Origin of the sequence: Algihabitans sp. (genome assembly GCF_965226985.1) — a bacterium.
Lineage (GTDB): Bacteria > Pseudomonadota > Alphaproteobacteria > Kiloniellales > DSM-21159 > Algihabitans.
The window spans coordinates 2,697,369-2,723,627 of sequence record NZ_OZ245712.1 but is presented as its reverse complement, the minus strand read 5'-3'; the positions used below and the strand labels follow the sequence as shown (position 1 = coordinate 2,723,627).

Sequence of the window (26,259 nt, the reverse complement as noted above, 5' to 3'; positions counted from 1 at the left end):
CCACGGACTTTTCCGGGAAAGAGACCGAGGCCGCGCTGCGACCGTAGCCTCCGGAATGCGGCGCACAATGCCCAGGGCGCCTCTGCCGGTCAACCGCACAACGCCCCGAAAGATCCCTGAGAGAAAGACCCCCGAAAGGTTGTATCGTTTTGCCGCTTGCTCGCGACCTTCACGTGGCTGCCGTGACTTCGGCGTGACTCCCGCGTCGCTCCGCTACGGTGCTGCCACTGTGCTGCCGTCGCGCCGCCTTCCGTGCCGGGATCCTCTGTTCCTATCGACCCTCGACATCGACCCTCGACGAAGACCGCTCCGCCATTGACCCTCGCCTGCGGCCCTGCGTAGCTTACCGACAGCCATGATGGAACTCGACGAAGCCAACCGCCGCCTGGAGGCAGCGCTCGCGCGCCTCGACAAGGCAATCTCCGCCCGCCTGCAGCAGTCCGGCCAGGCGGGGGCACCGCCTGACCACTCGGAGTCCGGCGAAGTTGCCGCGGCGCTCGCCGAAGCACAGCAGGAGTCCGACCGGCTTCGACAACTCTCGGGCGACGTGTCCCGACGTCTCGACGTGGCGATTGAGCGCCTCGATCGCGTCTTGGAAGGGTAGGGCCGCATGGCGCAGGTCACCATCACGATCAACGGGCGGCCCTATCAGATCGGCTGCGAAGACGGCCAGGAGTCTCATCTGCTTGGCCTAGCCAACTACGTCGACGGACGGATGCGCGAACTCTCGACCTCGGTCGGTCAGGTCGGTGAGGCACGGCTGCTGGTCATGATGAGTCTTCTGATCGCCGACGAATTGGCGGAAGCGAGCAATCGCCTGGAGGCTCTGGAGTCGGCCGGCGGAGCGAAGGCGGCCGGGGCTACCGCGACAGCGAAGGCTGCGGGCGGCCAGCATTTAGGCGAGGCGGTCGAGGCGGCTCAGGCTCAAGTCCGGGCTCAGGCGTCGGAGCGTCTCGAGGCGGCGGCACGGCAGCTCGATTCCTTGAGTGCGCGCTTGGAAGCGGGCTGATCCCGTCTTATTCTCTTTGGTCCGCGGTCTCCGCGGAGGGGGCTTCGCTGCGAGGTGCGTCAGGTCATTAGATCCCTGGGGCCAATGTCAGTCTCTCGGGAGCTGTCCCTGTCGGGGTCCTGGCCTCGGCACTACGGCGCCCACCTGCTTGAAGCAGGCCACAGAGGATGATTAGCGACCAACGGCCATCGTGGCACCCCCTAGCTCTCTTGCACTCCCTTGCCCAATGAGCGGGCCGACGGCCGATAGCGGTTCGCCGAACGAGGCCACGATGGCCGCCAAGGCGGCCTTGCGCAGCCGGATGACCGAACGGCGCCGCCGGGCGGCTGCCGCGGCGCCGGCGGCGGCGGAAACGGTTCGCGATCGCGCTATCGCCGACCTGGATTTCCCGCCGGATGCGCTGGTATCGGCTTACTGGCCGCTGCGCGACGAACTGGATCCCCGGCCCCTGATGCTCGCCCTGGCCGCGCAGGGGCGGCGGCTTTGTCTGCCGGTGGTCGAGGCGTCCGGGGCGCCGCTGGTCTTTAGGGCCTGGCATCCGGGCGACCCCCTGGCCGAAGCGTGCTTCGGCACCCAGATACCCTACGACACGGCGCCGGTCGTCGTCCCGGACATGCTGTTGATCCCCCTCTTGGCGTTCGACGGACACGGCTACCGGCTCGGCTACGGAGGCGGATTCTACGACCGGACGCTGGCCGATCTGCGGCGCGTGAAGGCGATCACTGCCGTCGGCTTGGCTTATGCCGGGCAACAGGTCGAGGATCTGCCGATCGAAGCGACCGATCGGCGGTTGGATGCCTTGGTTACGGAACGTGCCGTTCTGCGCTTCGGGTAGAGCCGGGGCGTTGCGGAGACGTTGGGAGAGGAAACGAAATGCGCGTCGCGTTCTTAGGCGACATCGTGGGACGGGCCGGCCGCAAGGCCGTCACCGAGCGGCTCCCGGATCTTCGCCGCCAACTCGACCTCGACTTCGTCGTGGTCAACGGGGAGAACGCGGCCGGCGGCTTCGGGATCACCGAAAGCATCTGTCAGGAGCTCTTCGCCGCCGGCGTGGACGCCATCAGCGGCGGCAATCACTCCTGGGACCAGCGCGAGGCACTGTCCTTCATCGAGCGCGAGCCCAAGCTGCTGCGTCCCGTGAACTACCCCGCCGGCACGCCGGGCCGGGGTGCCGCGACCTTCGAGGCGCGGCGCGGCCGCAAGGTGCTTGTGATCAACGTGATGGGGCGTCTCTTCATGGATCCGCTCGATGACCCCTTCGCCGCCGTCGAGCGCGAGCTGACCCGCCACACCCTCGGGGCCACGGTGGACTTCGTTCTGGTGGACGTGCATGCCGAGGCGAGCAGCGAAAAAATGGCGATGGCTCACCTGCTCGACGGGCGGGTGTCCCTCGTCGTCGGCACCCACACCCACGTGCCCACGGCCGATGCCGTGATCCTGGCGGGCGGGACGGCCTACCAGACCGATGCCGGCATGTGCGGCGACTATGACTCCGTGATCGGCATGCAGAAGGACGGGTCGATCACCCGCTTCACCAGGAAGCTGCCGACAGCCCGTATGCAGCCGGCCGAGGGGGAGGCCACCCTCTGCGGCGTTTTCGTGGAGACGGACGACCGCACCGGACTGGCGCGGCGGATCGAGCCCCTGCGCCTCGGCGGCAAGCTGAAGCCGACACTGCCGGAAACTGCCTTGGCAGCGGAATAGGGCGGTCGGCCGAAGACAACGCCTATGCCGTTCAATGACGCCGTCAGACCCGTGCCTGACGGCACCCTCTTCGTCGCCAACGAGCAGTTCACGCAACAGGTCGAGATGATGGAAGGCGCCGGTCTTCGGCTTCGGTTTCATATCGAAGACCCGAAGGCGACGGGGCGGTTCCTGGCCTATGCCGAGGCAAAGACGGAGCGTTGATCCGGACGCCCTTAAGGGCGCGGCGCCACCGCTAGAGCTTGCCGGCGACGTTCAGGTAACGGGAAATCTCTTCGCCCAGAAGCTTGCTGCGACTGGCCTGTTCGGCGGCGGCGGCGGCGGCATTGCGCGCAGCGGCGACTGTGTCGGCCTGGGTCGCGGCCCCCAGGACGGCGTCCAGCGCAGCCAGATCCGACTGGTGAGAGAAGTCCTCGACAAGCTGGGCGGCACGCTCGACATTGCCGTTGGCAAGGTCCTCGGCCAGGTCGGCGGGTAGAACTTGGGTTGGCAGCGCCATCTCTCGTCCCTCGGAGCTCATCGTGTCCGCGATCTCGACTGCGTCCGCTCAGGTCCGAGCCCGCTGCGGTATGCCCTCGCAGACTGCACCTACCAAGCTTAAGGCGCTCTTAACGTCAGGGCTGTCTCGCAGCGCTCCTATCGCGTTCTCACGTCTGAAGACGAGGCCGCGATTGTCGGGGATCGAAGCGAAACCCCTTCCCTCCGGGACGACGGGGCTCTAGAAGCGCGTGAGGCTGCAGTCCGGCTGTCGAGCCGTGGCGGTCGCGGCCGCGCGGGCCGTGCGCCTCTCTTTGTCTTCCGTCGCACGGCCTCAAGATATGGTATAACCCCGAAAGCCATCCCTCAGGATGTAGGACTTAAGACGTTATGGCAGGGCATTCACAATTTAAGAACATCATGTTCCGCAAGGGCGCGCAGGACAAGAAGCGCGCCAAGGAATTTGCCCGCCTGAGCCGGGAAATCACCATCGCGGCCAAGTCGGGCTTGCCGGAGCCGGACAAGAACCCTCGTCTGCGGGCGGCGATCCAGGCGGCGCGCGGCGCCAACATGCCGAAGGACAACATCGAGCGCGCCATCGCCAAGGCCACCGGCGGCGACGACGGCAGCGATCTGACGGAGGTCCGTTACGAGGGCTATGGACCGGGCGGCGTCGCGGTGATCGTCGAAGCCCTGACCGACAACCGCAATCGCACAGCCTCCGAGGTGCGCGCCGCCTTTTCCAAGCACGGCGGCAATCTGGGGGAGACCAACTCGGTGTCCTTCATGTTCAATCAGGTCGGCCAACTGATCTTTCCGGCCGAGGTCGGCAGCACCGACGAGGTCTTCGAGGCGGCCGTCGAAGCCGGTGCCGAAGATGTGATCAGTGGGGAGGATGCACACGAGATCCTCTGCCAGGTCGAAGCTTTTGCCGAGGTTCGCGAGGCTCTGAACGAACGCTTCGGCCATCCGCGCGAGGCGGGGCTGGTCTGGAAACCTGCGAGCACCACCCCCATCCAGGACGAGGAGCAGGCCGGCAAGCTGGTGCGTCTGCTGGGTGTGCTCGACGACAACGACGACGTTCAACAGGTCGCGGCCAATTTCGAGATCGCCGACGAGGTCTTGGAACGCCTGACCGCCTAGAGCTGGGCCGGCTCGTAGGGTGGTGGCTTGCAGGGTGGTGAAGGGAGGCAGCATGCGCGTGATCGGGCTCGACCCGGGGCTGCGCCAGACCGGATGGGGCGTGATCGAGGCGGAGGGCAGCCGTCTCAGTCACGTCGCGAACGGCGTGGTTCGGTCCGATGGCGCGCTCGATCTCGCTCGGCGCCTGGTGCAGTTGAAGCAGGGAATCGAGGCGGTCTTCGCCGATTTCACGCCGGAGCAGGCTGCCGTCGAGCAGACCCTGGCCAATCAGAACCCCGGGTCGACCTTGAAGCTCGGCATGGCGCGCGGCGTCGCGCTGCTGGTACCGGCGCTGTCCGAGATCCCGGTGACCGAGTACCTGCCGATGATCGTCAAGAAGTCGGTGGTCGGTACGGGACACGCCAAAAAGGACCAGGTCGAGATGATGGTGAGCCGGCTCTTGCCCGGCTGCGAGATCGAGACGCCCGACGCCGCCGATGCCCTGGCCGTCGCGATCTGCCACGCGCACATGGCGGCGACCGGCGCGGTCTGGAGCCAGGGGCGGGCCGATCCGCGTGCGCGCCATCCCGGTTCCGGCCCGCAGCGTGCCGGCCCGCAGCGCGCCGGGACCAGACGCCGCACTGCGGGAGTCGTCCCATCATGATCGGCAAGCTGACGGGCCTGGTCGATACGGTCGAGGAAGACCGCTGTCTGCTCGACGTCGGCGGTGTCGGCTACCTGGTTTTCGCCTCCGCCGCGACCCTGGGCCGGCTGCAGGCCGGCCAGACGGCGGCCCTGCTGATCGAGACCCACGTGCGTGAGGACCATATCCATCTCTTCGGCTTCGCCGAGCGTGGCGAGCGCGAGTGGTTTCGCCTGCTGTCGACCGTTCAAGGCGTGGGCGCTCGGGTGGCGCTCGCGATCCTGTCCGTGCTCGCGCCCGATCAACTGGCGACCGCCGTGGCCGCTCAGGACAAGGCGGCGGTCGCGCGGGCCAACGGCGTCGGCCCAAAGCTGGCCGGCCGGATCGTCACCGAATTGAAGGACAAGGCCGGTGCCCTGGTGTTCCACGGCGGCGTGTCGGGTGGCGTCGCCGGCAGCGAGCCCTCGGCAGGCGGGGCAGCCGCCGCGACCAACGGCGCCGGCGACGCCCTGGCCCAGCGGGCGGAGGACGCCATCTCGGCCCTCGTCAATCTCGGCTACAAGCGCAGCGAGGCCTTTACGGCCGTGGCGGCGGCCAGCCGGGATCTGGGCGGTGATGCCAGTCTGGACGCCTTGATTCGCGGCGGCCTGAGGGAACTGGCGACGTGAGCGATATCCGCATGGTCAGTCCCGACTATTCAGGTGAGGAGGACGCGAGCGCCGAGCTGTCCCTGCGCCCCCAGGCCCTGGAGGACTTCGTCGGGCAGGCCCAGCTTCGGGCCAATCTGCGGATCTTCATCGAGGCTGCGAAGGCGCGCAGCGAGGCTCTCGACCACGTGCTGTTCCACGGACCGCCCGGCCTCGGCAAGACAACCCTGGCGCAGATCGTGTCGCGCGAGCTGGGTGTGGGCTTCCGAGCGACCAGCGGGCCGGTCATCGCACGTGCCGGCGATCTGGCGGCGATCCTGACGAACCTGCAGCCGCGCGACGTGCTCTTCATCGATGAGATCCATCGCCTGTCCCCGGCGGTGGAGGAGATCCTCTATCCGGCGATGGAGGACTTCGAGCTCGACATCATCATCGGCGAGGGGCCGGCGGCCCGCTCGGTGCGCATCGACCTGCCGCCCTTCACGCTGATCGGCGCGACCACCCGCTCTGGCCTGATCACCCGGCCGCTGCGCGAACGCTTCGGGATTCCGCTGCGCCTGCAGTTCTATACGCCCGAGGAGCTGCAGCTGATCGTCGGGCGCGGCGCCCGCGTTCTGAACATGCCGCTGACTCCCGACGGCGCGGGCGAGATCGCCCGCCGGTCCCGCGGCACGCCCCGCGTCGCCGGCCGGCTGCTGCGGCGCGTGCGCGATTTCGCCGCCGTCGAGAGTGCGGGAGAGGTCGATGCCGCCATCGCCGACGGCGCGCTGCGGCGGCTGGAGGTGGATGCCCGCGGTCTCGACGCGATGGACCGCCGTTATCTCGGCTGTCTGGCCCAGAACTACGGCGGCGGTCCGGTCGGGGCGGAGACCCTGGCCGCTGCCTTATCCGAGCAGCGCGACGTCATCGAGGAAGTTATCGAGCCCTACCTGCTGCAGCAGGGTCTGCTTCAGCGCACGCCGCGCGGCCGCATGCTGACCCGCAGCGGTTTCGGCTATTTGGGTCTGGAGGCGCCGCGCGCCCTCGTCGAACAGCTCGACCTCCCGACCGGGGGCGGTTCCACAGACGAGGCGACTGAAGCGGACGCGCCGGACGGGTCCGGTGCGGCGGAGGACAGAGTTTGAAGTCGGTCGGTGAGTTGCGTCCCAGTTCCGGTTGGTTCGAAGGCAGCGACCACCTTCTTCCTCTGCGTGTCTATTACGAGGATACCGACGCGGCGGGTATCGTGTATTACGCCAACTATCTGAAGTTCGCCGAGCGGGCGCGCAGCGAGCTGCTGCGCCTGCTGTCGATCGATCAGATCGCGCTGCGCGACCGGCAGGGTCTCGCCTTCGCGGTGCGGAAGGCCAGCGTCGACTACGTCAGTCCCGCACGTCTGGAGGACTTGCTGCAGATACGGTCGCGTCTCACCAAGCTCGGCGGTGCGGTTCTATCTGCGCATCAAAGGGTTGAACGTGACGGTAACCTTTTGGCGGATATCAGGGTGCGGGTCGCCTGCCTGCGTTTGTCGGATGGCAGACCTGGCCGAATTCCGCCACAGATCCGCCAAACCCTAGCGCCATTTTGTCAACCGGAAACCTAGGAGCGTCCCGGGATATGGAGAACGAAGCGGTTCAGGTCGTCGGCGCGGCCGCAGGCGCGCACGACTTGTCGCCGTGGGGTCTATTCCTCATGGCCGATATCGTCGTGAAGTTCGTGATGTTGTTGCTGGTGGTCGCCTCGATCTGGACTTGGGCGATCATTTTCGACAAGGCCGTGCGTCTGCGCCGTCTGCGCCACAAGGCGGAGCAGTTCGAGGATACCTTCTGGTCCGGCGGATCGCTGGACCAGCTCTATGACCGCCTCGGCGACGGAGCGAACGACCCGCAGTCGGCGGTTTTTATGGCGGCGATGCGCGAATGGCGCCGCTCCAGCGCCCGGGGTAGCCGGATCGACGGCGAGCATGGCATGGCGGTCCGCGACCGGATCGAACGCGTGATGGATCTGACCATCGGCCGCGAGATGGAGCGGCTGGAAAAGCAGATGACCTTCCTGGCATCGGTCGGCTCCTCCGCGCCCTTCATCGGCTTGTTCGGCACGGTCTGGGGCATTATGAACGCCTTCACCTCCATCGCGGCCGAGGCCAACACCTCGCTGACGGTGGTGGCGCCGGGCATTGCCGAGGCGCTCTTTGCCACCGCACTGGGTCTGGTGGCCGCCATCCCCGCCACCATCGGCTTCAACAAGCTGAACAGCGATCTGACCCGCTACGGACAGCGGCTGGAGTCCTTCGCCGGCGAGTTCTCGGCGATCCTCTCCCGGCAGATCGAAGACGCGGCCTAGCCCGATGGCCGCGACCCTGATGAAGCGTGCCCAGCAGACCGCCGCCCGTCGCCGGCGGCGCGGGCGCTGGTCGCCGATGAGCGAGATCAACGTCACTCCCTTCGTCGACGTCATGCTGGTGCTGCTGATCGTCTTCATGGTGACCGCGCCGTTGCTGACCGTCGGCGTGCCGGTCGATCTGCCCCAGACCCGGGCCCAGAACATCTCCGAGCCGGTCGAGCCGCTGGTCGTTACGGTCGATGCTCAGGGGGCCGTCTACATCCAGGAAACGCCTGTCGAACTCGGCGTTCTGGTGCCCCGCCTGGTAGCTATCACCGAAAACAATCCGGAGACGCGGATCTACATTCGCGGCGACCGCAGCCTGCAGTACGGAACCGTGATGCAGGTCATGAGCACGATCAACGCCGCCGGTTTCTCGCGCGTCGCCCTGATCGCCGAGTTGCCGCCCCCCGAACCGGTGACCGAGTAGCCGCACCGCCTTCACCTCGCACCACGACAGGGAGCTTTCAGCAACGTGACTCTCGCGGAGCAAACCGCACAGGAAGGGAATGGGATGACCGCCGGGCTGCTCGGCTCGGTCGCTCTGCATCTTGCTGTCGTGGGCTTGGCCGTGGTGGGTCTGCCGCGCTTGAGCGAACCGCCACCCATCGCCCCGGTCTTCTCGGTCGAGTTGGTGAGCGTGGATCAGTTGGCGGAGGCGGCGGCCCAGAGCGAGGCGGAGCTTGCCGGCGTGCCAGAGGTGCCTCAGGCCGAGTTGGCCGAGAGCCCTCCCGAGGCGGCGGAGCCACCCCCGGTACCCGAGGCCGCGCCCACGCCGCCGCCGGAGCCTGCCGCTCCTCCCGAGCCGGAGCCGACACCGCCGGCCGCCGACGCCGTGCCGCTGCCGGAGCCCACACCGGAACCCGAGCCGGCGCCGGAACCCGAGGTCGCCGCTGTTGAACCCGAGACGCCCGAGCCGGCCCCCGAGCCCGAGCCGCCGGCAACCGAGGCCCAGCCAGCCGAACCGGAACAGGCCCTGCTGGCCGACGTGACCCCGCCGATCCCCCAGCGCCGCCCGCAGGTCGCCGATCGGCCCGAGCCCGAGCCGGAACCCGAACCGGAAGCCGAGCCCGAGCCGGAACCCGAAGAGCCGCCGCAGGACCGCCTGCAGTCGGTGCTGCGCAACGTTCTTCAGAACCAGGAGGAACCGGAACCGCGCCAGACTCAGCAGGCGGCCAGGCCCGGCCCCGGCAACGCTCTGCCGTCCAGTGCCGAGGTCAATCAGCTCGGTCAGATCATCCAGAACAAGATGGCCTACTGCTGGCGCTTCGACCCGGGCGCGCGCAATGCCGAGGACTTCCTGGTGGTCATGAACATCGAGTTGACCCGAGAGGGCTTCCTGATCGGCGAGCCGCGTTTCGAGGATCCCGGCCGTTTGAACAGCGACCGCTTTTATCGGGCGGCCGCGGAGAACGCCCGGCGCGCCATCCTGGAATGCGCGCCCTATACCGAACTGCCCCAGTCCCAATACGAGGTCTGGAGGTCCATTCGCCTTCGCTTCGATCCCCGGCAGATGTTGGGAGGATAACTCTGTGAGTCTCGTTCGCCGTCTTCCGTTCTCGCCCGTCGCAGCCGTCTTGCCGCTGCGAGTCCTCTCTCTTCTGTTCGGCGCGCTCTTCGCCGTCGCGCTGACCGTCGCGCCGGCCCGGGCGCAGCTCACCGTCGACATCGTGCGGGGCTTTGCCGAGCCGTTGCCGATCGCGGTGACCGATTTCCATTCGAGCACGCCGGAACAGGCGCAGCTCGGCGCGGACATCGCCAAGGTCATCTCGGACAATCTCGCCCGCTCCGGCCTCTTCGTGCCCATCGACCAGCGGGCCTTCATTCAGGACGTCGCCAGCATACAGAACGGTCCGCGTTTCGCCGACTGGCGTCTGATCAACGCCAAGGCGCTGGTCGGCGGCGGGGTCGAGATCACCTCGGACGGCCGCCTGCGGGTCTTCTACCGCCTCTGGGACGTGCTGGCGGAACAGGAGATGACCGGCCTGGGTTACACGACCACCCAGGCGAACTGGCGGCGGATCGCCCACATCATCTCGGACGCCATCTACAAGCGCATGACCGGCGAGGACGGCTATTTCGACACCCGGCTGGTCTACGTCGCCGAAAGCGGGCCCCAGGATCGCCGGGTCAAGCGGCTGGCGATCATGGATCAGGACGGGGCCAACCATCAGTTCCTGACCGAGGGACAGAACCTGGTTCTGACGCCGCGCTTCTCGCCGACGACTCAGGAAATCACCTACTTGTCCTACGAGAACAACAGGCCGCGCGTTTATTTACTGGACCTTCAGACCGGGCGCCGCGAGGTACTGGGCGATTTTCCAGGGATGACCTTCGCGCCGCGGTTCTCCGCCGACGGCAACAAGGTGGTGATGTCGATGGCCGAGGCAGGAAACAGCGATATCTACACGATGGATCTGCGGACCCGCCGGGTACAGCAGCTCACCCGCAGTCCGGCGATCGACACCTCGCCCTCCTACGCGCCGGACGGATCGCGCGTGGTCTTCAATTCGGACCGCGGCGGCTCCCAGCAGCTCTACGTCATGAACTCGGACGGTTCGGATGTGCGCCGCATCTCCTTCGGCCAGGGGCGCTACGCCACGCCGGTCTGGTCGCCGCGCGGCGACCTGATCGCCTTCACGCGCATGCATCAGGGCACCTTCTACATCGGTGTGATGAAGCCGGACGGCCAGGGCGAGCGCATGCTGGCGAGCGGTTTTCTGGTGGAAAGCCCAACCTGGGCGCCCAACGGCCGGGTGATGTCTTTCTACCGGACCGAGAGAGCCACATCCCAAGGCCAGCAACGCAGCCGGCTGTACACGATCGACTTGACGGGGTTCAACGAGCGGGAGGTCATCACGCCGCTCGACGCGTCGGACCCGGCCTGGTCGCCCTTGATTCCATGAAACCCTCCTCGATATATTGCGTCCCGGTCGCGCGAGTTCGTGCGATTCGGCACAATTAGGGGGCATCGACTCGCCGAGTTTGGCCGGTGGCCAGCTGAAGGCGATCAACAGAGGACAGGTGGTTCGGGGGACATCCTGGAACCCGGACGTCAGATAAGGGGATTCTCGCAATCATGAAGCTCAAGTACGTTTTGATCGCCGCGGCGGCGCTCGTGTTGACCGCCTGCGAAAGCGCACCGGACGATCAGGCTGGCGCGGGGACCTCTCCCCAGACCGGCGCCAACTCAACCGTGGGCGCGCCGACCGATCAGGTCGTGGCGGGGTCGCGCGAGGATCTGGTTCAGCAGGTCGGCGACCGGGTCTTCTTCGGGTTCGACTCGGCTGAGCTTACCTCCGACTCCCGTGCGACGGTCGACCGTCTGGCGGCCTGGATGCAGCAGAACCCCACGGTGACCCTGACCGTCGAAGGGCATGCCGACGAGCGCGGCACCCGCGAATACAACCTGGCGCTGGGCGAGCGCCGCGCCAGTGCCGTGCGGCAGTACCTGATCGCACTTGGTATCGCGCCGACCCGTGTCGGGACGATCAGCTATGGCAAGGAGCGTCCGGCCGTGCTCGGGTCCAACGAAGCCGCCTGGGCCCAGAATCGCCGTAGCGTTTTCCTCCCGGGCTGACGCGGCGGACCGGTCGGGACCGCTCCGGCAGGCCTCGCAAAACCTTGCGAAGCTTCGTCACAGACGGTCCCGGAAGATCTTGACCGGAAATGTCGTGAAAGGTGCCCGCTGCCGCTTGACGGCGGCGGGCATCTTTCCGTTCACGGTCTGGTGTTTGGCAGGCCGTTCGATCGTCGTCTCGATCAAGATGCGGTGATCACGATCCGACCAAGCGCCGTATTTTGGTCAAAGTAACCGCGGAAACATATTAGGTACTGGTGATGGATCTGGCTGCGGCGACCCTCTGACAACCGCAGGGTGGAGTCGCGCCGCTCGCCGAGCGAGACCGTGACGAGACACCGATCCTGGCCAGAGACCTTTAAGACCCCAGAGACCTTTAAGACCAGAGACTGCTCGAGACGACACCTCCAGACGACAACTCCGGAAAGCTGTCATGTCCTTTTTTCGCTGCGCCCCGACGTCCTGGTCTTCCGCTTTGGTCGTCGCCGTCTTGATCTCCGGTCCCGGGCTGGCCAACAGCTCGGACTTCGATCCGAACGGCGAACCGACTTTGGCCCTGGCTGACGATCTCGCGGCGCTGGGAGCGGAGGTTTCGGACTTGCGGCGCGGCGCGGCCGATCTGTCCGGCGAACATCGGCGCCTGATGACGCAAGTGGCCCAAACGCAATTGGCCCAAACGCAGGTGGCCCAGACGCAATTGGCCCAGACTGGTGCGCTGACTGCGGGTCAGGCCGCCCAGTTCGAACGGCGGCTCTCCGCCCTGGAGTCGGAGCTGCGCCGGATCACCGGGCGCATCGAAGACGCGGATTTCGGCGTGCGCCAGTTGGGGCAGCGCATGGATCGCTTCGAATCCGAGACCAAGGCGCGGCTGCTGCGGCTCGAGCAGGGTCAGCCGGCGGCCGGCGCGCAGACCCCGACAGCGAGCTTTACGCCGCTCGACGGCAGCGGTCCAACGGTGGTGGGCAGTGCCGGAACGCCAACTGCCGGAACGCCAACTGCCGGAACGCCGCCGGTCGGCACGGCGACCGCAGATCCCGGCAGCGCTGCGACTCCGACCGGCCAAGGTCAGCCCGCACCGCTGGAGCCGCGTTCCCTCGGCACCATCAGCGATCAGGCCTTGGCGGCGACCCGCCAGGGTGCGGCCGGCGCAGGGGCGGCAACCGGCGCGCCGGGGCAACAGCAAGCTCTGGCGCCCGCCACGCAGCTTTCGGGCGACGATCCCCAGGCGGCCTACAACTCGGCTTTCGAACTGCTGCGCCAGATGAACTATCCGGCGGCTGAGTCCGCCTTCGGCCAGTATCTGGATCTCTTTCCGGACAGCAATCTGGCCGGTAACGCCAAGTACTGGCTCGGTGAAACCCACTACGTGCGCGGAGACTACGAGACCGCTGCCGTCGTCTTCGCCGAGGGCTACCAGAGCTACCCAGACAGCGGCAAGGCACCGGACAACCTGCTGAAACTCGGCATGTCCCTCTCCAACCTCGGCGTGACCGAGGATGCCTGCGCAACCTTCTCGGAGCTGCAGCGCCGCTATCCCAATGCCGCACCGACCGTTCTCCAGCGCGCGCTCCGCGAGTCCCAGAGACTCGGCTGCAGCTAGCTCCGCGATTCCGACCGAAACGGTGCCGCTCGACGACTCGGCGATCGGCACTGCGGAGGCCGCAGGGCTGTTCGAGCTTTGCGGACCCTTCGAGCCGCGCCCGCAGGTCGCCGCCGCGGTGTCCGGCGGTCCCGATTCCCTTGCCTTGGCGTGGTTGCTGCAGTCCTGGCTGACGGCGCGCGGCGGCCGTCTGCTCGCACTGCTCGTCGACCATCGTCTGCGTGCGGAGTCCGCCGAGGAGTCCGCTGCCGTTGCCGCGCGGCTCGCGGCCCTTGGGATCGATAGCCGCCTGCTCGTCTGGGGCGACGGCCTCGGCGTATCGACGGGATTGCAGGCGGCGGCGCGGAAGGCGCGGTATCGACTGTTGGGCGAGGCCTGCCGGGTGGCGGGCATTCTGCATTTGGCGCTTGGCCATCACCGCGACGATCAGGTCGAGACCCTCTTGCAGCGTGCGGACTCGGGCAGCGGCCCCGATGGCTTGGCCGGGATGCCGGCGATCTCGGAAGTCGGGGATCTCAGACTGCTGCGGCCCTTCCTGACGCTGCCCAAGTCACGGCTCGTCGCGACCTGCCGTGCCGCCGGTCTCGGCTTTGTCGAGGATCCCAGCAACCGCGATGAGCGCTTCGCCCGCGGTCGCCTGCGCGCGCGCGCCACCCACCTGACCGCGGCCGGGCTGGATCCCCGCTTGCTCGCGGATCTAGCGGCCACGGCTGGCCGTCGCCGCGCGGCAATGGAGGAAAAAGTGGCCGCCTTACTGGTCGATGCGGTGTCGCCTCATCCGGCCGGCTTCGCCACGATCGCGCCCGCTCTTGTCGAGGCGCCGGATCCGCTCGCGCTACGGGCGTTGGCGCAGGTGCTCGCCTCCATCGGTGGCGGTCGCTGGCCGCCGCGGGCTGCGCGCACCCAGCGCGCCCTATCACGTCTTCGCGAGCAGCCTTTGCGCCCAGCCACACTCGGCGGTTGCCGTCTCTTGCCCCGGGTTCTCGGAAAGACAGGCGACGAGGACGCGTCCGGCGGCTGGTTGGCGGTCCGCGAGCCGACCGCCCAGGTTTGTCCGCTCGCGCCCGGTCAAAGCCTGCGGTGGGACGGTCGCTTCTGGGTGTCTCTCGGCATCGACGCGCCGCCCGATCTTGCCGTCGGACCGCTTGGCGAGTCCGGGTGGAGGGCGGTATTGAAGGCGCGTCCCGACCTCAAGACGGTGGCGCTGCCGACCCTCGCTCTGCCCGCCGCCGCACGACTATGCTTGCCGGCGCTCTTCGAACGGGATGTTCCTCTGGCGGTGCCGCAGCTCGCTTTCGTCCGGCCCGGGTGGGATCCGGATCTCTTCTCCAGCCGCTTTCGCCCCGACCGCGCCTTGACCCGGGGGCGCTTCTGCGTGCCGCAATCGGTCGCGGAAACCGGATCGGAGACGAGCTTTACAGTTGCTTAGCGCTCGGGGCACATTATGTAGCTCTGACGGGTCTTTGCTGGAACCTCGCGCAGACCCTGTCGACGAAGGGAATGCGACGTGAATTTCAGCCGAAATGCCGCCCTCTGGATCATCATCATCCTGCTTCTGTTCGCGCTGTTCAGCTTGTTTCAAGGCTCGCCGGGCCCGAACAGCAGCTCTCAGGTAGCCTATTCGACGTTCCTTGACCGGGTCGAAGGTGGCAATGTTCGCGACGTGACCATTCAGGGGCGCCAGATCGAAGGCACCTACAACGACGGGACGCGCTTCTCGACTTACGCGCCGGAGGATCCGGGCATGGTCGAGGGTCTGCGCAACAACGGCGTTCAGATCAATGCAGCTCCTCAGGAGTCGGCGTCGCCGCTGCTGCAGATCCTGATCTCCTGGTTCCCGATGCTGCTGCTGATCGCCGTCTGGATCTTCTTCATGCGGCAAATGCAGGGCGGCGGTGGAAAGGCCATGGGCTTCGGCAAGTCGAAGGCCAAGCTGCTGACCGAAAAGCAGGGGCGCGTCACCTTCGACGACGTGGCCGGCATCGATGAGGCCAAGTCGGAGCTGGAGGAGGTCGTCGACTTCCTGCGCGATCCGCAGAAATTCCAGCGTCTCGGCGGCAAGATCCCCAAGGGCATGCTGCTGGTCGGCCCTCCGGGCACCGGTAAGACGCTTCTGGCCCGCGCCATCGCTGGCGAGGCCAATGTCCCCTTCTTCACGATTTCCGGTTCCGACTTCGTCGAGATGTTCGTGGGTGTCGGCGCCAGCCGCGTGCGCGACATGTTCGAGCAGGGCAAGAAGAACGCCCCCTGCATCATCTTCATCGACGAGATCGACGCGGTCGGCCGCCATCGCGGCGCCGGCCTGGGCGGCGGCAACGACGAGCGCGAGCAGACGCTCAACCAGCTGCTGGTCGAGATGGACGGCTTCGAGGCGAACGAGGGCGTTATCCTGATCGCCGCCACCAACCGTCCCGACGTGCTCGATCCCGCCCTGCTGCGTCCGGGCCGCTTCGACCGCCAGGTGGTGGTGCCGAACCCGGATGTCCTGGGCCGCGAGCGGATCCTGCGCGTTCACATGCGCAAGGTGCCTTTGGCGCCCGACGTCGATGCCAAGGTCATCGCGCGCGGCACGCCGGGCTTCTCCGGTGCCGATCTAGCCAACCTGGTCAACGAGGCGGCCCTGATCGCGGCACGCGCCGGCAAGCGGGTGGTCACGCAGAACGACTTCGAGAACGCCAAGGACAAGGTCCTGATGGGGGCGGAGCGCCGCTCCATGGTGATGACCGAGGACGAGAAGGAACTGACGGCCTATCACGAGGCCGGTCACGCCCTGGTCGGCCTCTTCGTGCCGGGTAACGATCCGCTGCACAAGGTCACCATCATCCCGCGCGGTCGTGCGCTGGGCGTGACCATGAACCTGCCCGAGCGGGATCGCTACGGCTACAAACTGTCGGAGATCACCGCGAAGCTGGCGATGATGTTCGGTGGCCGCGCGGCCGAGGAGATCATCTACGGCAAGGAAAACGTCACCACCGGTGCCGGCAACGACATCCAGCAGGCCACCAACCTGGCCCGCAAGATGGTCACCGAATGGGGCATGTCCGAAAAGCTCGGTCCGCTGCGCTACAACGAGAACCAGGATGAGGTCTTCCTTGGACACTCAGTGGCACGGCAGCAGAGCGTCTCCGAATCCACGGCCCGGCTGATCGACGAGGAGGTGCGCCGGATCATCGACGAAGCCGAGAAAAAGGCGCACGAGATCCTCAACGAGCACATGAACGACCTGCATCTGCTGGCCAAGGGCTTGCTGGAGTACGAGACGCTTGGTGCCGAGGAGGTTCAGAGCGTTCTGCGCGGCGAGGCCATCGACCGGAGCGATCCGAACGACAAGCCTCAGCAGCCGAGCGGCGGGCGGCGGTCCTCCGTCCCCTCCAGCGGCCGACCCAAGGACAGCGGCATCGGCCCCGAGCCGGAACCTGCTCAATAGCAGTCCAAGCCGGAACCGGCTGAGTAACAGCCTACGCCGGAACCGGTATAGAACGATTAAGACGCGCCCCTGCCGTTCGGCGGGGGCGTTGTCTTTTCGGCCGAGAGCCATCTTGCTTCCGGACTGGGCCGGGTCCAGGCTGTCCGCCCTTTCGAGCATCTTCGCCTCATGACTTCCACGCCCTACCTTCTTCCCACTGCCCTGACCCGGCATGCTCTTTCGGACGGGCTGCCCGTTGCCGGAAATCTCTGGGCGGCCTCCGTCACCCTGCGTCAGCGGGGTGGGAAGGACCATGCCCTAGCGCCCGCGGCCTTGCCGCCTGCGCTGGCCGAGCGTGTCGAGCTTATCTCAGCGCCGCGTCCTGCCTTTGCCGGCCTCTCGTTGGACCGTCCGCTCGTCATGGGCATCATCAACGTGACGCCTGACAGCTTCTCCGACGGCGGCGACCGCCTGCAGGCGGAGCGGGCCGTTGCCGAGGGACTCGCTATGGCGGAGGCCGGAGCGGTGATCCTGGATGTGGGCGGGGAGTCGACCCGTCCCGGTGCGGATCCGGTTCCGTTGGAAGAGGAGCTACGCCGCGTGCTGCCGGTCATCTCGCCCCTGGCCGAGCGCGGACTGGTCGTCTCCGTCGATACGCGCCGGCCCGCTGTGATGCGGGCGGCGGCCGAGGCTGGCGCGCGGATTCTGAACGACGTGACGGCGCTGACCGGCGAAGCGGACAGCCTGGAAACGGCGGCCGAGCTGGGCCTGCCGGTGGTGCTCATGCATATGCAGGGCGACCCGCGCACCATGCAGGCCGACCCGCGCTACCATGATGTGGCACTGGACGTCTTCGACCGGTTGGAGGCGCGGGTGGGGGCCTGCCTGGCCGCTGGCATCCCCCGCGCGCGGATCGCCGTGGATCCGGGCATTGGCTTCGGCAAGACCCTTGAGCATAACCTCAAACTGCTCGACAACTTGGCGTTGTTCCACGGCCTGGGTTGCCCGCTGCTTCTGGGCGTATCGCGGAAGTCCTTCATTTCCAAGCTGATGCCGGGCGAGGGACCGGCGCCCAAGCAGCGCTTTCCCGGAAGCTTGGCGGCGGCCCTGGCGGGCGTCCAGCGTGGCGTTCAGATCCTGCGCGTTCACGACGTGGCCGAGACCTGCCAGGCCCTGAAGGTCTGGACCGCAATCGCCGCCTCCAGCGAGCGGGAATTTTCCCCAAAGGCGCCGTCTTTGCTATAAGCCGGTTTGAATTCGTAGAATCGGAGTTTTTCAACCTCGCCATGACTCGCAAGCTTTTCGGCACCGACGGAGTGCGAGGCACCGCGAACCGCGAGCCGATCACCGCCGAGACCGCGCTGAAGTTGGCCATGGCCGCCGGTGCGCAGTTTACCCGCGGCGACCATCGCCACCGGGTCGTGATCGGCAAGGATACGCGCCTGTCCGGCTACATGCTGGAGCCGGCCCTCACCGCCGGTTTCACCTCGGTCGGGATGGACGTCGTGCTGCTCGGCCCCTTGCCGACGCCCGCCGTCGGTATGCTGACCCGCTCCCTGCGGGCCGATCTCGGCGTGATGATCTCCGCCTCGCACAACCCCTTCGAAGACAACGGCCTGAAGCTGTTCGGCCCGGACGGTTTCAAGCTGTCCGACGAGGTCGAGCTGGCGATCGAGGCACGGATGGACAACGGGCTCGACGACGAACGCGCCGCGCCGCAGCTGCTCGGCCGTGCCCGCCGGCTGGACGACGCGCTCGGCCGCTACATCGAGTTCGTCAAGGCCTCCTTCCCGCGCGGGCTGCGCCTCGACGGTCTCAAGGTGGTGGTGGACTGCGCCAACGGCGCCGCCTACCGGGTCGCGCCCACCGTCCTCTACGAACTGGGGGCAGAGGTCGTCCCGCTTGGCGACGAGCCCAACGGCTTCAACATCAATGCCGCCTGCGGCGCGACGGCGCCGGAGGCCATGTGCCGGGCGGTGGTGGAGCAGGGCGCGGCCCTGGGCATCGCGCTGGACGGCGACGCCGACCGCGCGATCCTGGCCGACGAAACCGGGCGGGTGATCGACGGCGATCAGCTCATGGCGCTGATCGCCCGTGCCTGGCTGCGGGACGGTCGCCTGGCGGGTGGCGGCCTGGTAACCACGGTGATGTCGAACCTGGGGCTTGAGCGCTTCGTGAACGGTCTCGGGATCGGCCTGGAGCGCACGCCGGTCGGCGACCGCTACGTGGTCGAGCGGATGCGCCGTCACGGCTACAACGTCGGCGGCGAACAGTCGGGTCACATCGTACTGTCGGACTTCACGACCACGGGCGACGGCCTGATCGCGGCCTTGCAGGTGCTGGCGGCCCTGGTTCAGTCTGGCCAGCCGGCCAGCCAGGCCACCCACTGTTTCGAGCCCTTGCCCCAGCGGCTGGATAACGTCCGCTTCGCGGGCGGTCAGCCCTTGGAGGCGGACTCCGTCAAGCGGACCATCGCCGAGGTGGAGGCGAAGCTGAACGACCGGGGTCGCTTGCTGATTCGCAAATCGGGAACAGAACCGGTGATCCGGGTGATGGCCGAGGCCGAGGACGAAGCACTGGTCGATGAAGCGGTCGAAACCGTGGCGGCGAGCATCGCCGCGGTCGCGGCTAACTGAGGCAGGGGGACAGCATGGCCATGCAGCCGGGTCGGGTTCTCATCGTTGCCGGATCGGATTCCGGCGGCGGCGCGGGCATTCAGGCGGATCTCAAGACCGTGATGGCGCTCGGCGCCTACGGCACGACCGCGATCACCGCCCTGACGGCGCAGAACACCCAGGGAGTCGAGGGCGTCTTTCCGGTCGATCCCGCCTTCATCGCCCAGCAGATGAACGTGGTGCTGGACGATATCGGCAGCGACGCGCTGAAGATCGGGATGCTCCATTCCGCCGAGGTGATCGACACGGTTGCCGACGTCCTGGAAGCCCGCTGCCGCGACCTGCCGATCGTCGTCGATCCTGTCATGGTGTCCACCAGCGGGCACGACCTGCTGGAGCCAGCGGCGATGCGGACCCTGACCCGGCGCATGTCGCTCGTCGCGGACGTTATGACCCCGAACCTGCGCGAGGCGGAGAAGCTGACCGGCCTCGCGATCAAGGACCTGGACGGGATGGTGCATGCGGCTGAAATGCTGCGCACCACCGGGCCCCAGGCGGTCCTGGTCAAGGGCGGGCATCTGTCCGGAGACCGCGTGATGCGCGATGTCCTCTCCTCCGACGCCGGTACGCGGATCTTCGAGGGGCCGCGCGTCGAGACCACCAGCACCCATGGAACCGGCTGCACCTTGGCTTCGGCGATCGCGGCGAGCCTGGCCTACGGGCTGGATCTCGAGGAGGCCGTCGAGCGCGCGCGGGCCTACCTTTACACCGCGCTGCGCACCGCACCGGGCCTCGGCAAGGGCCACGGCCCGGTCAACCACGCCCATACGCTCCGGCCCTTCATGCTCTGAACCTGTTCTAAACCAGGGGCATCTCCAGAGTGGGATCCTCCGCCAGCAGACCCGCAAGGGTGCGCAGACCGCGCTCCAGCGCCGTGCGATCGGGCGCGGCCGACAGGCAGATGCGGACCGCGTCGGGTCCGGGCACTCGGCCCACGAAGAAGACTTCCCCGGCCGTGACCGCCACGCCGCGCCGGCGGGCGGCCGAGACGAAGGCCTCGGTCCGCCAGATCGCCGGCAGCTGCAGCCAGATGTGGAAGGAGTTGGGGTGGGTCACGACCCGAGCGCCCGAGTTCGGACGACCGAGGATGTCGCTTGCCAGCCGCTGCCGGGCGATTGCCTCCCGGCGCTGACCGGCGGCCAGACGGTCGGCCGCGCCGCTGGCGATCAGCCGCCGTGCGGCCTCCTGCAGCAGGGGGTTCGGCATGATCACCGTCGCGCGCTGGGCCACGGCGACGCGGTCGACCCAAGCCTCGGGCACCGATAGCCAGCCGACCCGCAGCGCGGGCGACACGCTTTTCGAAAGAGACCCGATATAGAAGCTCTGCTGCGGCAACCGGCTGGAGAGCGGGCGCAGGGCGGCCGCCTCGCCCTCGTCCAGCAGGAAGGCGTAGATATCGTCCTCGATCGCCGTGATCCCGTGGCGCTCGCAGACCTCCGCAATCTCGTCCCGCCGTTGCGCCGGCATGATGCTGGAGGTGGGGTTCTGAAAGTTGGGGATGCAGTAGAGCAGCTTCGCGCCGGTGGAGCGGGCGGCCGCGTCCAGGCTCGCCGGATCCAGTCCCTGGTTGTCGGTCTGAACGCCGATCAGACGCAGGTCGAGCGTCTTGGCTACGGACTTGATGCCGTAGAAGGTCGCCTCCTCCACCAGAACCGGGGCTCCGGCTTCGGCCAGGGCGGCGCAGGCCAGGAACATCGCGTGCTGGGCGCCGTAGGTCGGGATGATCCGCTCGGGCCGGCTCTTCAATCCGTGGCGGGCCAGCCAGTCGGCGCCGCTCTGGCGGTGCTCGGGCAGGCCGAGACTGGTGGTATAGTCGAAGTAATGGCGCGCCGCCGGGTCGCCGCTGACCTCGGCGACGACGCCGGGCACGGCTTCCGGCTCGCTCGGAAGCGCGGGCAGATTCATGGAAAGATCCAGGATCCGGCCGTCGTCCCGGGGCGTTCCGTCCCGGCGGTCCGCGCTCGGCGGCCGGTCCGGCGTCTGCGCGCGCACGAAGGTGCCGCGCCCGACCTCTCCGATGACCAGCCCCCGTCGCTCCGCCTCGGCATAGGCCCGCGTTACCGTGCCCACCGTCACGCCCAGCCGCCAGGCCAGATCGCGGTGCGTCGGCAGCTTGACGCCCGCCGCCAGACGGCCGGCGCTCATGTCGTCGGCCAAGGCGTCCGCGATGGCGATGTAGCGGGGGCTCTCAGGCCTGAGGGTGGGAGTCCAACTTGTCATGAGGACAATAAAGACATTGAGTCCGATTGTTCGCAACGTCAAAGTCAATGAATGGATACAAAAATGACAATATAACTTCGCGGAGAATTGAAATGGTGACAATTTCCTCTCGACCGCCTTCGCTCTCCGGCAGTTTGGCCGGGTTTCGGCGCAACCGCGTACGGCGGCGACCCCGGTCGCTTCTTCTGGCCGTGATCGAGCTCTTGATGCAGTGGCAGGAGCGGTCGGAACAGCGCCAGGCGCTGGCCGAACTCGACGACCGCCTGCTCCGCGATATCGGTCTCGACCGTGTTGCTGCGCGGCAAGAAGCGCGCAAACCCTTTTGGCAGCCGTGATCGGCCCATAATCGGCCCATAATCGGCAGGGAGACGCAAAGCAATGCAGCTCGAAGTCTATCAACTGGACGCTTTCACGGACCGCGTGTTCGGCGGTAATCCGGCGGCGGTGGTGCCGTTGCCGGATAGCCTGTCCGACTGGCTTCCCGACGCGACGCTTCAGGCCATCGCCCTGGAAAACAATCTCTCGGAGACGGCCTTCCTGCGGCCGCGCGGCGATGAGCCCGGCGCCTACGATCTGCGCTGGTTCACGCCCGCCAAGGAGGTCGATCTCTGCGGCCATGCCACCCTCGCCAGCGGCGCCCTGCTGCTCGACCGGCTGGCGCCGGATCTGAAGCTTGTTCGCTTCCACACGCTTAGTGGCTGGCTAGAGGTGCGCCGGGCGCCCGAGAGCTTTGCCGGCGGCTTCGCGATAGATCTGCCGGCGCGCCCGCCGCAGCCCATTGAAGACGGCGCCGCGATTGCTGAGGCGCTGGGCCTGCGCCCTCTAGAGGTCCTGCGCGCCGACAAGAACCTGGCGGTCTTGTCCGATGCGGCGGCGGTCCGCGCGGCACGGCCCGATCTGGTCAAGGTTGCGGCTCTTGAGGGCGATGGCCTGATCGTCACAGCACCTGGTCCGGACGAGGGCGGGATCTGCGACTACGTCTCGCGCTACTTTGCGCCTCACGCTGGAATTCCCGAGGATCCCGTCACCGGCTCGGCCCACTGTGTGCTGCAGCCCTATTGGGCGGCCCGGCTCGGCCGCGATCGCCTGACGGCGCGGCAGGTTTCGGCGCGACTGGGCGAGTTGGTCTGCGAGCTGAAGGGCGAACGGGTCGAACTGCTGGGCCGTGTCGCCTTTTACCTGGAGGGACGGATTGTCCTGCCCGACTGATCTCAGGATCGAAGCGGCCGCTTGGCCGAGCGACAGCGAGACGGTACGCCGGCTGTTCCGCCGCTATGCCGACTGGCTGCAGGAAGATCTCTGCTACCAGAACTTCGACGCGGAGCTGGCCGGCCTGCCTGGCTTCTACGCGGGACCGCAAGGCGCGGTCCTTCTGTTGCGCGATGGCGCCGGCGAGGCTTACGGCTGCGTCGGCCTCAGGCCCCTGGACGGTGAGGCCTGCGAGGCGAAGCGCTTGTGGATCGAGGCCGACCTGCGCGGCGGCGGCTGGGGCCGGAGTTTGATGGAAGCTGCCATCTTTTGGGCCCAGAAGGCGGGATACCGGCGTCTCCTGCTCGACAGCCTGCCGCGGCTGACGGCCGCCGTGCGTCTCTATCGTGACCTCGGTTTTGCGGAGATCCCGCCCTACTACGACAATCCGCTGGAAGAGATCCTCTACTTCGGCCTCGATCTTCGATCCGTTTCGCCACTTTCGGACACAAGGACCGGATAGAGCGCCGGCGCGCCGAACGGCACATTTCTCCGCGTCGCCTGGAGGGGTTTGTGAGGGCACTCACAGACACCTGAGACAGGCGAAGCAAACTGCAGTCCACCCTTTTGCACGGATCCAAGCGGAGGCCCCAGGTAACGGCGGCCTAGGCCCGCCAGGATCGTCGATACGGACTGCCGCGGAGAGAGGAATGAACTACATGTCGAGCATCGACCAGCCCTTACGGATCTCCGGCAGCCTGCCGGCTGTTCGCGCAACTACGCGCCGTCCGCGCCGCAATCTCCTCCTGCAGATCCTTCACGGCCTGATGGCCCTGCAGCGCCGCGCCGAGGAGCGGGAGCGGATCCTGGAACTGGACGACCGCTTGCTGCGCGATATCGGCTTGAGCCGGAGCGAGCTGCTGCGCAGTCTCCACCACGGTCACCGCGACTGAGCGGGGCGGCATAACCCCCTGCGAAACCGCCCTTTCTGGCTATCCGGCGCAACCCGGTCTAGCTTGGCTGCCTGGTCTGGTCAGAAAGGGTGGAGGGGGCATGGGTGTGCCAGGAGATGAGAGCTACTTCGAAGATTTTCCGGTCGGTCGCAGTTTCACGACGGGTGGCGCCACGCTGAGCGAGGCGCAGATTCTCAGCTTCGCCTGGGAGTGGGACCCGCAGCCTTTCCACATCGACACGGAGGCCGCCAAGGACTGGGGCTACGGCGGCCTGATCGCGAGCGGCTGGCACACCCTGCTGATCGCCTTCCGCCTGGTGGTTCAGGAGAATGTCTGGGTTCGCTGTTCGCTCGGCTCGCCCGGCGTCGAGAACCTGCGCTGGCTGCTTCCGGTGCGGCCTGGCGACACCTTGCGGTGCCGCGGCGAGGTTCTGGAGGCACGCGAAAGCGCCTCCAAGCCCGACCGGGGCCTCGTGAAGCTGCGCTACGACATCCTCAACCAGAAGGACGAGTTGGTGGCGGACATGATCGCCACGCAAATCTTTCGCCGCCGTCCGAAGAACTAGGGCCTGTTGAGGTTCATTTTGCGGTCGTGGTCCGAGCGCCTTCGGCCCGCGGTTAGGAGCGACGAGGAAGGACATGCTTAAGCATATTCAACGAGGAGCGACGCGGCCGCGGGCCGAAGCCGCCGGATCCCTTCGGGACGGGGCGGCTTTTCGCCAGGCCGGTGTCGCGGACGGCTTGTGGGGCACCGCCCCACGGCGCCGCCCGCTCCTAGCCCTGGCGAAAATCCGCTCCCGCCACGACAGCAAAATGAACCTCAACAGGCCCTAGACGGGCCAGACCCACAGGATGACGGGCACGGCGATGGCGACGATCAGGAGGTCGAGCGCGAGGCCCATGCGGGCGTAGTCGCCGAAGCGATAGCCCCCGGGGCCCATCACCAGCAGGTTCGACTGGTGGCCGATCGGCGTCAGGTAGGTCGAGGAGGCTCCGACCGCTACGGCCATCAGGAAGGGGTCGAGCGAGTAGCCTAGACCGTTCGCGATTTCGATGCCGATGGGGGCCATCAGGACGGCGGTCGCGGCGTTGTTCATCACGTCGCTCAGCAGCATGGTGACCACCATCAGCAGCGCTAGGATCAGCCAGACCGGGGCACTCTCCCCCAGGTCCAGGATCGGTTGGGCGATCACCATCGACCCGCCGGTCGCCTCCAGCGCCTGCCCGACCGGGATCATGGCGCCGAGCAGGATCACGATCGGCCAGTCGATCGACTCGTAGACGTCGCGGAGCTGCAGGGCGCCGAGCATGACTACGGCGACGGCGGCGGCCGTGAAGGCAATATGCGGCGGCAGCAGTCCGAAGACGACCAGCGCGACGGCGGCCCCGAAGATCGCCAGGGAGCGCCAGCTGTCGCCGCGCCGGGCGATCTCCAGGCCGCGCTCGGCCAGGGGCAGCAGTCCCAGGTTCCGGCAGGCCTCCGGCATGATCTCGCGCTCGCCTTGCAGCAGCAGGACGTCGCCCGGCAGGAACCGCACCTGCCCGAGGCGCTCGTAGATCCGCTCGCCCTGGCGCGAGACGGCCAGCAGGTTGACGCCGTAGCGGGTGTGCAGACGCAGCGAGCGCGCCGTCCGCCCCTCCAGCCGCGAACTCGGCGTGATCACCGCCTCGATCACACCGACCCGTTCGGACCTCAGCGTGTCGGCCCGCACGCCGCCCGCACCGACCAGCTCGACCCCGGCGGTTTCGACCAGCCGCCGCAGGGCCTGAGGGTCGGCCTCCAGGATCAGGATGTCGCCTGACTGCAGCCGCAGGAACCCTGAGGGGGCCAGGATTCTGTCTTTGCGGCGCACCAGCGCCACGACCGAGATGTCGCCCTGGCCGACGGCGAAAAGGTCGAGCAGACGGCGACCGACGTAGGCGGACTTCGCCGGGACCCGCGCCTCGGTGATGTAGCCCTCGATTTCCACTAGCGGCCGCTCTTCGTTGCGCGGCTGGGCGGCCAACCGCTCCGGCAGGAGGCGCCAGCCGAGCAGGGCGACGAAGCCGATCCCGACGGTTGCGACGGTCAGGCCGACCGGGGTGAAGTCGAACATCGCGAAGGACTGGCCGGTCGCTTCGGCGCGCAGGTTGGCGATCACGACGTTGGGCGGGGTGCCCACCAGGGTGATCAGGCCGCCGAGCAGGGAGGCGAAGGATAGCGGCATGAGCAGTTGGCTGGGGCTGCGCTGGGAGTCGCGCGCCAGTTCCAGGGCGACGGGCAGCAGCAGCGCGAGGGCACCTACGTTGTTCATGAAGGCGGAGCAGACGCCGCAAGTGGCCGTCAACGCCACCATCTGGAGAGTCGGGCGCGCCGACAGCTTGGACAGCATGCGCGAGACCACGCTCACCAGCGCCGAGGTTCGGAGCGCGCGCGTCAGGATCAGGATCGCGGCCACGGTGATGACGGCGGGATGGCCGAAACCGCTGAACGCGCTCTCCGTCGGTATGATGCCGCCGACCACGCCTGCCAGCAGCGCCAGCAGAGCGATGAGGTCGTAGCGCAGCCGGCCCCAGGCGAAGAGCCCGAGCGCGCCGGCTAGGATCGCAAACAGCAGGAGCTGATCGGCTGTCGGCATTCGATGTCCGGCCCCTCCTGCGGGCCTCTAGGGTCGTTCGTCTTGTCGGGTGGCTTG

29 protein-coding genes and 1 other RNA gene are annotated in these 26,259 nt (G+C 67.5%); 27 read left to right on the top strand and 3 right to left on the bottom strand.

Annotated features, from left to right (window positions below):
- Nucleotides 1-358 precede the first annotated feature (358 nt).
- The 6 genes from ACO054_RS12475 (at nucleotide 359) to ACO054_RS12450 (ending at nucleotide 2,917) form a co-directional block, all read left to right on the top strand.
- A complete protein-coding gene (locus ACO054_RS12475) occupies nucleotides 359-604 on the top strand; it encodes a DUF4164 family protein (protein ID WP_421706906.1) in 246 nt (81 codons plus the stop codon).
- 6 nt (nucleotides 605-610) lie between these two features.
- Nucleotides 611-1,009 (top strand): cell division protein ZapA, encoded by a 399-nt coding sequence (locus tag ACO054_RS12470; RefSeq protein WP_421706905.1) that lies wholly within the window; start codon nucleotides 611-613, stop codon nucleotides 1,007-1,009.
- 41 nt (nucleotides 1,010-1,050) lie between these two features.
- Nucleotides 1,051-1,210, top strand: a non-coding RNA gene (gene ssrS, locus ACO054_RS12465) — 6S RNA.
- A gap of 25 nt (nucleotides 1,211-1,235) precedes the next feature.
- Nucleotides 1,236-1,844, top strand: coding sequence for a 5-formyltetrahydrofolate cyclo-ligase (locus ACO054_RS12460; RefSeq protein ID WP_421706904.1), 609 nt, complete (start codon nucleotides 1,236-1,238; stop codon nucleotides 1,842-1,844).
- Nucleotides 1,845-1,882: 38 nt separating this feature from the next.
- Entirely contained in the window at nucleotides 1,883-2,713 is an 831-nt protein-coding gene (locus tag ACO054_RS12455) for a TIGR00282 family metallophosphoesterase (protein ID WP_421706903.1), read from the top strand.
- 24 nt (nucleotides 2,714-2,737) lie between these two features.
- Nucleotides 2,738-2,917 carry a hypothetical protein gene (locus ACO054_RS12450; protein ID WP_421706902.1) on the top strand — a complete coding sequence of 60 codons (180 nt, stop codon included), beginning with the start codon at nucleotides 2,738-2,740 and terminating at the stop codon, nucleotides 2,915-2,917.
- 31 nt (nucleotides 2,918-2,948) lie between these two features.
- Here ACO054_RS12450 and ACO054_RS12445 read toward each other — a convergent pair whose 3' ends face one another.
- On the bottom strand, nucleotides 2,949-3,212 hold the full coding sequence (locus tag ACO054_RS12445) for a hypothetical protein (RefSeq protein ID WP_421706901.1): 264 nt from the start codon (nucleotides 3,210-3,212) through the stop codon (nucleotides 2,949-2,951).
- 368 nt (nucleotides 3,213-3,580) lie between these two features.
- On the opposite strand from ACO054_RS12445, the gene ACO054_RS12440 reads away from it, so the two are divergent.
- The 16 genes from ACO054_RS12440 to thiD all read left to right on the top strand — a co-directional run bounded on the left by ACO054_RS12440 (nucleotide 3,581) and on the right by thiD (nucleotide 20,015).
- On the top strand, nucleotides 3,581-4,333 hold the full coding sequence (locus tag ACO054_RS12440; RefSeq protein WP_421706900.1) for a YebC/PmpR family DNA-binding transcriptional regulator: 753 nt from the start codon (nucleotides 3,581-3,583) through the stop codon (nucleotides 4,331-4,333).
- Between the two features lie 52 nt (nucleotides 4,334-4,385).
- On the top strand, nucleotides 4,386-4,976 hold the full coding sequence (ruvC, locus tag ACO054_RS12435; protein ID WP_421706899.1) for a crossover junction endodeoxyribonuclease RuvC: 591 nt from the start codon (nucleotides 4,386-4,388) through the stop codon (nucleotides 4,974-4,976).
- Nucleotides 4,973-5,623: a Holliday junction branch migration protein RuvA gene (ruvA, locus tag ACO054_RS12430; RefSeq protein WP_421706898.1), complete on the top strand. Its 651-nt coding sequence runs from the start codon at nucleotides 4,973-4,975 to the stop codon at nucleotides 5,621-5,623. The genes ruvC and ruvA overlap by 4 nt, the downstream gene beginning before the upstream one ends.
- 11 nt (nucleotides 5,624-5,634) lie before the next feature.
- Nucleotides 5,635-6,726, top strand: a complete 1,092-nt coding sequence (ruvB, locus tag ACO054_RS12425; protein ID WP_421710361.1) for a Holliday junction branch migration DNA helicase RuvB — start codon at nucleotides 5,635-5,637, stop codon at nucleotides 6,724-6,726.
- Complete coding sequence (ybgC, locus tag ACO054_RS12420; RefSeq protein ID WP_421706897.1) at nucleotides 6,723-7,184, top strand: tol-pal system-associated acyl-CoA thioesterase; 462 nt, start codon at nucleotides 6,723-6,725, stop codon at nucleotides 7,182-7,184. Before ruvB ends, ybgC begins: the two co-directional genes overlap by 4 nt.
- 14 nt (nucleotides 7,185-7,198) lie before the next feature.
- Nucleotides 7,199-7,924: a protein TolQ gene (gene tolQ / locus ACO054_RS12415; RefSeq protein ID WP_421706896.1), complete on the top strand. Its 726-nt coding sequence runs from the start codon at nucleotides 7,199-7,201 to the stop codon at nucleotides 7,922-7,924.
- 4 nt (nucleotides 7,925-7,928) lie between these two features.
- Nucleotides 7,929-8,393, top strand: coding sequence for a protein TolR (gene tolR / locus ACO054_RS12410; RefSeq protein ID WP_421706895.1), 465 nt, complete (start codon nucleotides 7,929-7,931; stop codon nucleotides 8,391-8,393).
- 84 nt (nucleotides 8,394-8,477) lie between these two features.
- On the top strand, nucleotides 8,478-9,491 hold the full coding sequence (locus tag ACO054_RS12405) for a hypothetical protein (protein WP_421706894.1): 1,014 nt from the start codon (nucleotides 8,478-8,480) through the stop codon (nucleotides 9,489-9,491).
- A gap of 49 nt (nucleotides 9,492-9,540) precedes the next feature.
- The gene (gene tolB / locus ACO054_RS12400; protein ID WP_421710360.1) at nucleotides 9,541-10,869 is read left to right on the top strand and encodes a Tol-Pal system beta propeller repeat protein TolB; all 1,329 of its coding nucleotides are present in this window, start codon (nucleotides 9,541-9,543) and stop codon (nucleotides 10,867-10,869) included.
- 173 nt (nucleotides 10,870-11,042) lie between these two features.
- Nucleotides 11,043-11,543 (top strand): peptidoglycan-associated lipoprotein Pal, encoded by a 501-nt coding sequence (pal, locus tag ACO054_RS12395; RefSeq protein ID WP_421706893.1) that lies wholly within the window; start codon nucleotides 11,043-11,045, stop codon nucleotides 11,541-11,543.
- A gap of 433 nt (nucleotides 11,544-11,976) precedes the next feature.
- Entirely contained in the window at nucleotides 11,977-13,143 is a 1,167-nt protein-coding gene (ybgF, locus tag ACO054_RS12390) for a tol-pal system protein YbgF (RefSeq protein WP_421706892.1), read from the top strand.
- Nucleotides 13,144-13,165: 22 nt separating this feature from the next.
- Entirely contained in the window at nucleotides 13,166-14,572 is a 1,407-nt protein-coding gene (gene tilS, locus ACO054_RS12385) for a tRNA lysidine(34) synthetase TilS (protein WP_421706891.1), read from the top strand.
- A 78-nt stretch (nucleotides 14,573-14,650) separates the two neighbouring features.
- Nucleotides 14,651-16,570, top strand: a complete 1,920-nt coding sequence (gene ftsH, locus ACO054_RS12380) for an ATP-dependent zinc metalloprotease FtsH (RefSeq protein ID WP_421706890.1) — start codon at nucleotides 14,651-14,653, stop codon at nucleotides 16,568-16,570.
- 168 nt (nucleotides 16,571-16,738) lie between these two features.
- The gene (gene folP, locus ACO054_RS12375; RefSeq protein ID WP_421706889.1) at nucleotides 16,739-17,794 is read left to right on the top strand and encodes a dihydropteroate synthase; all 1,056 of its coding nucleotides are present in this window, start codon (nucleotides 16,739-16,741) and stop codon (nucleotides 17,792-17,794) included.
- Nucleotides 17,795-17,835: 41 nt separating this feature from the next.
- Entirely contained in the window at nucleotides 17,836-19,185 is a 1,350-nt protein-coding gene (gene glmM / locus ACO054_RS12370) for a phosphoglucosamine mutase (protein ID WP_421706888.1), read from the top strand.
- 14 nt (nucleotides 19,186-19,199) lie between these two features.
- Nucleotides 19,200-20,015: a bifunctional hydroxymethylpyrimidine kinase/phosphomethylpyrimidine kinase gene (gene thiD / locus ACO054_RS12365; protein ID WP_421706887.1), complete on the top strand. Its 816-nt coding sequence runs from the start codon at nucleotides 19,200-19,202 to the stop codon at nucleotides 20,013-20,015.
- A 7-nt stretch (nucleotides 20,016-20,022) separates the two neighbouring features.
- Here thiD and ACO054_RS12360 read toward each other — a convergent pair whose 3' ends face one another.
- Complete coding sequence (locus ACO054_RS12360) at nucleotides 20,023-21,444, bottom strand: PLP-dependent aminotransferase family protein (RefSeq protein WP_421706886.1); 1,422 nt, start codon at nucleotides 21,442-21,444, stop codon at nucleotides 20,023-20,025.
- A gap of 92 nt (nucleotides 21,445-21,536) precedes the next feature.
- Here ACO054_RS12360 and ACO054_RS12355 point away from each other — a divergent pair, with 92 nt between their 5' ends.
- The 5 genes from ACO054_RS12355 (at nucleotide 21,537) to ACO054_RS12335 (ending at nucleotide 24,150) form a co-directional block, all read left to right on the top strand.
- A complete protein-coding gene (locus ACO054_RS12355; protein WP_421706885.1) occupies nucleotides 21,537-21,779 on the top strand; it encodes a DUF1127 domain-containing protein in 243 nt (80 codons plus the stop codon).
- 43 nt (nucleotides 21,780-21,822) lie between these two features.
- A complete protein-coding gene (locus ACO054_RS12350; RefSeq protein WP_421706884.1) occupies nucleotides 21,823-22,653 on the top strand; it encodes a PhzF family phenazine biosynthesis protein in 831 nt (276 codons plus the stop codon).
- Nucleotides 22,637-23,155 carry a GNAT family N-acetyltransferase gene (locus ACO054_RS12345; RefSeq protein WP_421706883.1) on the top strand — a complete coding sequence of 173 codons (519 nt, stop codon included), beginning with the start codon at nucleotides 22,637-22,639 and terminating at the stop codon, nucleotides 23,153-23,155. Before ACO054_RS12350 ends, ACO054_RS12345 begins: the two co-directional genes overlap by 17 nt.
- Before the next feature lie 187 nt (nucleotides 23,156-23,342).
- Complete coding sequence (locus ACO054_RS12340) at nucleotides 23,343-23,585, top strand: DUF1127 domain-containing protein (protein WP_421706882.1); 243 nt, start codon at nucleotides 23,343-23,345, stop codon at nucleotides 23,583-23,585.
- Between the two features lie 100 nt (nucleotides 23,586-23,685).
- Nucleotides 23,686-24,150: a MaoC family dehydratase gene (locus ACO054_RS12335; protein WP_421706881.1), complete on the top strand. Its 465-nt coding sequence runs from the start codon at nucleotides 23,686-23,688 to the stop codon at nucleotides 24,148-24,150.
- A 264-nt stretch (nucleotides 24,151-24,414) separates the two neighbouring features.
- Here the strand turns inward: ACO054_RS12335 and ACO054_RS12330 are convergent, their stop codons facing one another.
- The gene (locus tag ACO054_RS12330; protein WP_421706879.1) at nucleotides 24,415-26,202 is read right to left on the bottom strand and encodes an SLC13 family permease; all 1,788 of its coding nucleotides are present in this window, start codon (nucleotides 26,200-26,202) and stop codon (nucleotides 24,415-24,417) included.
- Nucleotides 26,203-26,259: the final 57 nt, after the last annotated feature.